6 protein-coding genes and 1 pseudogene are annotated in these 6,872 nt (G+C 67.0%); 2 read left to right on the top strand and 5 right to left on the bottom strand.

Annotated features, from left to right (window positions below):
- Positions 1 to 783: 783 nt before the first annotated feature.
- Together AC1D2K_RS26740 and ytfE are read right to left on the bottom strand one after the other, a co-directional pair.
- Positions 784 to 3,066: a nitric-oxide reductase large subunit gene (locus AC1D2K_RS26740; RefSeq protein WP_478092373.1), complete on the bottom strand. Its 2,283-nt coding sequence runs from the start codon at positions 3,064 to 3,066 to the stop codon at positions 784 to 786.
- A 16-nt stretch (positions 3,067 to 3,082) separates the two neighbouring features.
- Positions 3,083 to 3,760, bottom strand: a complete 678-nt coding sequence (ytfE, locus tag AC1D2K_RS26735) for an iron-sulfur cluster repair protein YtfE (RefSeq protein WP_478092371.1) — start codon at positions 3,758 to 3,760, stop codon at positions 3,083 to 3,085.
- A gap of 145 nt (positions 3,761 to 3,905) precedes the next feature.
- On the opposite strand from ytfE, the gene norR reads away from it, so the two are divergent.
- Positions 3,906 to 5,462, top strand: coding sequence for a nitric oxide reductase transcriptional regulator NorR (gene norR / locus AC1D2K_RS26730; RefSeq protein WP_478092370.1), 1,557 nt, complete (start codon positions 3,906 to 3,908; stop codon positions 5,460 to 5,462).
- Positions 5,463 to 5,491: 29 nt separating this feature from the next.
- On the opposite strand, the gene AC1D2K_RS26725 is transcribed toward norR, so the two are convergent.
- Entirely contained in the window at positions 5,492 to 5,776 is a 285-nt protein-coding gene (locus tag AC1D2K_RS26725) for a GIY-YIG nuclease family protein (protein WP_478092368.1), read from the bottom strand.
- 28 nt (positions 5,777 to 5,804) lie between these two features.
- Between AC1D2K_RS26725 and AC1D2K_RS26720 the strand changes: the two genes are divergently transcribed.
- Entirely contained in the window at positions 5,805 to 6,077 is a 273-nt protein-coding gene (locus tag AC1D2K_RS26720; protein WP_478092367.1) for a helix-turn-helix domain-containing protein, read from the top strand.
- Between the two features lie 17 nt (positions 6,078 to 6,094).
- Here the strand turns inward: AC1D2K_RS26720 and AC1D2K_RS26715 are convergent, their stop codons facing one another.
- Positions 6,095 to 6,493 (bottom strand): hypothetical protein, encoded by a 399-nt coding sequence (locus AC1D2K_RS26715; protein WP_478092364.1) that lies wholly within the window; start codon positions 6,491 to 6,493, stop codon positions 6,095 to 6,097.
- 149 nt (positions 6,494 to 6,642) lie between these two features.
- A pseudogene (locus AC1D2K_RS26710) lies at positions 6,643 to 6,872 on the bottom strand (TrkH family potassium uptake protein); the annotation flags it as partial.

Here is a 6,872-nt window from a genome sequence, read left to right as displayed (position 1 = left end):
TGTCGGTACTGACGGTGGCCGAGCGCAAGGTTCTTCTCGACCTTCTGCGCCGTCTGCATGAGAATTTGCCGGCCGTCGAGGCTGCGACGCGCGATCATCTCGGTCGACATCACCCCCATGCGTTGCGGCGCCGCGGTGCCAAGGGGACCGGGTCTTGAACGCCTTGGTGGCCGCCGGGGGCTGCCAGGCTGCGACGTCTCAACAATCGGGGGGATGCCACGCATCGCACGCGGCGGCACAGTGAGCGGGTTGTGTTCGCGGGAGGAGCGTATGGATTCGATTGTGTCGCTGGGTGTCGTCGCGATTGCCGTGGCGGGTGGATGGCTCTGGGAGATCGTCGCCCACCGTGAGTCCAGCCGGCTCGATCGAAAGCTCCAGCGCCAGCTCCGACAGTCCGCAGACACGATTCGGGAATCGACACTTCAATAGGAGTTTCTGGCACGGTGCGCAGGCAACCAGTCCGCCAAGCCGTTCCCTGCACGACGTCAAGATTCGCTTGCCGCGTTCCTCGGCCTGCCGGACCTGGGAGGGTCCGGCGGAGCCATAACGTTTCGCTGAATCGCTGTCACACGACACGGGCCCTTCCTGTGGTCGGCCGGACATGAACAATGCCAATCCCTACGGGTCAAGGCTCGAAGCCGCCTTGTCCGACACGCGGGGGATCATCGTGCCAAAGGGCATGGACGAGGCTGCGTATTTCGAGCGCATTCGCTCAAGGATCCGCGAGCACGCCACCTGGGCGGAGTTGGTCTCGGCCACGGTCGGAAGCCGGACCGCAGACGCTCAGCCTCGCGCCTCGCCCAGACGCCGCTTGGGCTGGGGCAGCGCGGGCGCCTGGCCCAGCAGGCCCAGCACCACCTGCAACGCCATCGCGACGGCCCCGACGATGAACACCACGTCGCCGAAGGTGCGCACCCAGCGCAGCGTCTGCAGCAGCGGTTGCTGCATGAAGTCCTCGCTGCGCGCGTACCACAGGCCCTGGCTCACGCTGGCGTGGAACTGGATGATGCCGATCGGCARCAGGCTGGTGAAGATCATCAGCACCAGGCCGGCGTTGAGGCCCCAGAAGGCGGTCTTCATGAGGGGGGCGCTGAACGAGTAGTGAGGCCGCAGGTAGCGCAGCACCAGCAGCGTGAAGCCCAGCGCGAGGAAGCCGTAGACCCCGAACAGCGCGGCGTGTGCATGCACCGGCGTGGTGTTCAGGCCCTGGATGTAGTACAGCGACATCGGCGGGTTGATCATGAAGCCGAAGACACCCGCGCCCAGCATGTTCCAGAAGGCAACGGCGACGAAGCACATCAGCGGCCAGCGCAGGTTTTCCATCCAGGGCGCGCGGGCCTTCAGGCGCCAGTTCTCCCAGGCCTCATGGCCCAGCACGATCAGCGGCACCACCTCCAGCGCGGAGAAACTCGCGCCGACCGCCATCACCGGCGTGGTGGTGCCGGCGAAGTACAGGTGATGGAAGGTGCCGGGAATGCCGCCCAGCATGAAGAGCGAGGCCGAGGCCAGGCTGGCCGCCGTGGCCATGCGCACCGAGACCAGGCCGAGGGTGGAGAAGATGAAGGCCAGCGCCGTGGTGGCGAAGACCTCGAAGAAGCCTTCCACCCAGAGGTGCACCACCCACCAGCGCCAGTACTCCATCACCGAGAGGTGGGTGCGTTCGCCGTAGAACAGGCCCGCGCCGTAGAACAGGCCGATGGCACCGACCGAGGCGGTGAGCAGCGCCAGCAGGTTCTTGTCGCCGCCCTTCTTCAGGAGGGCCGGCACGACGCCGCGCAGCATCAGCACCAGCCACAGCAGGATGCCGATGTACTTGCCGATCTGCCACAGGCGTCCCAGGTCCACGTACTCGTAGCCCTGGTGGCCGAGCCAGAAATTCCATTCGGGTGGCATGACCTGCGCGATCGCCAGGTAGTTGCCGGTGAAGGAACCCACGACGACGGCGACCAGTGCCCAGAACAAAACGTCCACGCCCAGGCGCTGGAACTTCGGATCCTTGCCGCCGTTGATCAGCGGCGCAAGAAACAACCCCGCGGCGAGGAAGCCGGTGGCGATCCAGAACAGCGCGGCCTGGATGTGCCAGGTGCGGGTCAGCGCATAGGGGAACCAGCGCGAGACGTCGACGCCGTAGAACTGCTGCCCCTCGACCGTGTAGTGCGCGGTGAAGCCGCCGATGAACACCTGGAAGATGAACAGCGCGACGACCAGGAACAGGTACTTGCCCAGTCCCCGCTGCGAGGGCGTGAGGGCGAAGGTGGTGAGCGGGTCGCGCGCACCCGCGGCGGGCAGCGGCTCATCGTGATCGCGCAGGAAGGCCCAGCCCCAGACCAGAAATCCCACCCCCGCCAACAGCACCACGACGCTGGCGACCGACCACACGATGTTCTCGCCACTCGGCTGGTTGCCGATCAGCGGCTCGTGCGGCCAGTTGTTGGTGTAGGTGACCTTCTGGCCCGGCCGCTCGGTGGCGGCGGCCCAGGCAGTCCAGAAGAAGAACTGCGTCATCTGCTGGCGCCGCTCGGCGCTGGGCAGCGTGTTTTCCTTCATCGCGAAGTGCTCGCGGCTTTTTTGGAGCGCGGGTGCGTCGGAGAACAGCTGGTCGTAGTAGGCGGCGGTCTGGGCGATGGCCTGTGCGCGGCGCTCCGAGAGCTTCAGCACCTGCGCTTCATCGACGCGATTGGCCCGGTACTCGGCCTTGAGCTGCTCGCGCAGCCCGGCTTGGGTGGGGCCGTCGAGCGCCGTGTAGGCCTTGCCGTGTGCCTGCTGCGCGGCCAGTTCGAGCCAGGCCGTCAGCTCGCGGTGCAGCCAGTCGGCCGTCCAGTCGGGCGCCTGGTAGGCACCGTGGCCCCAGATGGAGCCGAGCTGCATGCCGCCCACCGACTGCCAGGCCGTCTGGCCGTCGAGGATGCCCTCGCGGTCGAACAGCACCTTGCCGTCTTGAGTGGCAACCTGCGCGGGAATCGGCGGCGCCTGCCGGTAGACCTCGGCGCCGTAGTAGCCCAGCAGCGAAAAGGTCACGATCAACACGCCGATCAGCGTGAACCAGAGCTTCTTGTAGGGACCCATGTCGGTCTCTCCTGGGTCAATGCACCACGGCCGGCGCAAAGCGCTCGAACAGGATGTTGTTTTCGGTATGGATGTGCGCCATCAGGTCCTGGCGGAAAGTCCGCAGGTTGGCGTAGAGCGCACGCCAGGTGGTGCAGGCCGCGCGCGGCGGCGTGATGTCATCGGTCAGTTCGGCCAGACGGCGCAGCGCGGCGCCATGTTCGTCATGCTCCATGCGCATCACCGTGATCGGCGCGGTGGCGCTGGCGCCCAGGCCGCGCGCGATCATCGGGAACAGCACGTCCTCCTCCTTGCGCATGTGGCTCTCCAGTTCCTGCGCCATGGCCACGAGGTGGTCGGCCAGGCCGCGCGGGCAGTCGGCGCGCTCGCCATGCACCTGCTCGACCCTGCGCGCCAGGCGGATCAGCTCGGGCAGCTGCTCGCGGTGCACGGCGTGGAAGCGCGCGAGGATGTGGTTGACCAGATCGGTGGCGCTTGCTTCGCCCCAGTCTTGCGCGTCGCCGGCCGCAGCGCGGCCTTCCAGCGTGCGCAGTTCCTCGACGATCGGCGCGGCATCGACGCCGGCCGCCTCGGCCGCCGTGCGCAGGGTCTGGTTGCCACCGCAGCAGAAGTCGAATTGGTGTGCATCGAAAACGCGCGTGGCGCCCGGGATGCGCCGGGCCAACTGGCCCAGGGATTGGTTCATCAGGTCCATGGAGATCTCCTTGGTGGTGGGAAAGGGTTGCAGGTCCTATGCGAACGGCATGCCAAGAAAAAGTCCTTATGAATCAATGCCTTGAAAAGTAAATGGTACATACAACCCTATTTGAAAATGGTCTCATGTACCATTTGGGGTGTTTATGACCACTGCTGCGACCTCCCTCCTTCTGCTGGCCGATCTGGTGGCCGATCTTCCGGTGGCGGTGCGCCTGCAACGGCTGGTGGGCAGCCTGCGCGCGCACTTCGGGTGCGGGGCCGTGGCGTTGCTCAAACTGGAAGAGGAGCACCTGCGTCCGCTGGCCGTGGATGGACTGGTCAGCGACGCGCTCGGGCGCCGCTTCGCCGTCAAGGACCATCCGCGCCTCGCGGCCATCCTGCAGCGGCGCGGCGTCACCTGCTTCCATCACGACAGCGTGCTGCCCGATCCCTACGACGGCCTGATCGCCGAGCGCGCCGGCGAGCCGATGCCGGTGCACGACTGCATGGGCATGGCGCTCGACGTCGAGGGCGAGCGCTGGGGTGTGATCACGCTGGACGCACTGGAGGTCGGTGCTTTCGATGCGCAGGCCCAGCGCGATCTGGGGGAGCTCGCTTGCGCCGTCGAAGCCGCGGTGCGCGTCACCCGCCTTGAAGCCGAGATCCGCGGCTTGCGCTTGTCAGGGGGCGCCTTGCCTGCCGATGCGCATGCGCCACGCGAGGACAGCGACGTCGTGGGCCAGAGCGAAGCCATCACGCAGTTGTTGCACGAGTTGCAGGTGGTCGCCGATTCCGAGCTGCCAGTGCTGCTGCTGGGTGAAACCGGCGTGGGCAAGGAACTCTTCGCTCACCGGCTGCATCGACTGTCGCGACGCGCCGGCAAGCCTCTGGTGCATGTCAACTGCGCGGCATTGCCGGAGTCGCTGGCGGAGAGCGAACTGTTCGGCCATGCGCGTGGCGCGTTTTCCGGCGCGGTGAGCGACCGGCCCGGCCGCTTCGAAGCGGCCGAGGGCGGCACGCTGTTTCTCGACGAGGTGGGCGAGTTGCCGCTGTCGATCCAGGCCAAGCTGCTGCGTACCTTGCAGAACGGCGAGATCCAGCGCCTGGGCGCGGACCGGCCGCGACGCGTGAACGTGCGCGTGATCGCCGCGACCAACCGGAGTCTGCGCGACCACGTGCGCGACGGATCGTTTCGGGCCGACCTGTACCACCGGTTGTCCGTCTATCCGATCCCGATTCCTCCACTGCGCGAGCGCGGCAATGACGTGCTGCTGCTGGCTGGGCGCTTCCTGGAACTCAACCGTGCACGCCTGGGCCTGCGCAGCCTGCGCTTGTCCATCGAGGCCGAGGACGCGCTGCGCCACTACCGCTGGCCCGGCAACGTGCGCGAACTGGAGCACGTGATCAGCCGCGCCGCGCTGAAAGCCGTGAGCCGGGGCGCGGATCGCACGGACATCGTGACTCTGGAGGCGGACATGCTGGATCTCGATGCCTTGGAAATGCCCGCCAGCGCAGGCGCACCTTTGCCTGTGGAGGCCGCGGGCGGTGCGGCCGCTTCACGCCTCGCCAGCATGCACCAGGTCGTGGAGGCCAGTCAGCGCGAGGCGATCAGGCAGGCCCTGGCCCTGCACGATGACAACTGGGCCGCAGCCGCGCGTCAGCTGGAACTGGATGCCAGCAACCTGCACAAACTGGCGCGGCGGTTGGGGCTCAAGGCATAGGGCGACGTGCTGCGCGGGAATCGAGACGCTCAGGGGGACGCCTCGGCGTCGAAGAAGCCCAGCTTCCTGGCGCGCGGCAGTGCCTTGAGCCTGAGCTCCGCTCGCAATGCATCTCCCTTGCTCGGGTATTCGCGGGCCGCCAATACCCGCACTGGAGGCCGCGCGCGCGTGAATTTGGCGCCCAGTCCGAAGACATGCTGAAAGAAGCGCTGCTCCACATCGAGCGCGATCCCCGCGTAGTACGCGCCGTCCTTGCATTCCAGGAGGTAGAGCCAGTAGGGCTTGGGTGGCGGGTCGGGCAGGGTTCGAGGCACGCTTCGATTGTGCGGCGACAATCCGCAGATGGCTCAAGGCAAGCGGATTTCGGCAGACATCGGCGGCGACGCCCTGCAGGCGATCAAGGACATGGGTGCGGCCGCCAGGCTGGCCCGTACCAGTGCCGGCGACGGCCAGGCCGCGGCTGCCGCCCGACTGGGTGTGCATGTCCAGACCATCGCCCGGATCGAATCGGGTGAACCAGGCGTCGCGATCGGGCACGTGCTGGGCCTGCTGGCGCTCTACGGGATCGCCACGCAGTTGCAGCCGCCGAAAAGCGGYGACCCGTCCGCAGCCTGAGCGGTTTCCGCCGCCGCCTATCGGACCACGTAGTACGCGGAGAATTCGCCGGCGCTGTGCGCGCAGCGCTGAAACCCGACTCGAAGCAGCCAGCGTTCGAACCGCGGGCTCGCGATGTTCTCGAGGTAGAGCACGCGCGCCTGCAGGCCGTCGCTTCCATCCAGGAAGCGCTCGATCAGCCTCGCGAAATACCCTTGGCCCCTCGCGCCCTCGGCGACGTGGATGTGGGCCAGGCAGAGGGCAGGCTCTCCGGGCGTGGAGGCCTTGAACCAGGAATAGCGCATGTACGCCTGGAGCTCGGGGCTCGTGTACCAGCGCGAGACCACATCGTGCGCGTGAGGAATGTCGGCCTCGAACTGGGCGAGCCACGCGAAGCAGACGTCCAGTTCGGCCTCCAGTTTGGTCGTGCAGTCCATGCGTCCATCGTAGCGGGCGCCAAACGGCCTCTATTGCGCTGCAGCAACAGTGGAGCGCCTGGAAATCGGTTTCTTGCCTGAGGACTTTCCCCAACCAGAAATCTCCGCTTGCGTCTCATTGGCACCCAGCCAGGCGCGGCGGCCCATGCTCACTTGCGCCAGAACGAGGGGGTCAGCAGGGCGATGAAACTCAGCATCTCGAGCCGGCCGAGCACCATCGCGAAGGTGCAGACCCACACCTGGAAATCGGTCAGGCTGCTGAAATTGCCGGCCGGCCCGACGCTGCCCAGCCCCGGGCCGGTGCAGTTCACGCTGGCCAGCACCGCGCTGAAGGCCGTGACCGGGTCGAGGTCGGTCAGTACCAGCAGCATGCTCAGCG

The sequence above is a fragment of the Variovorax sp. P1_H12_2 genome (assembly GCF_056405335.1).
This window is presented reverse-complemented; position numbering and strand designations above follow the sequence as displayed.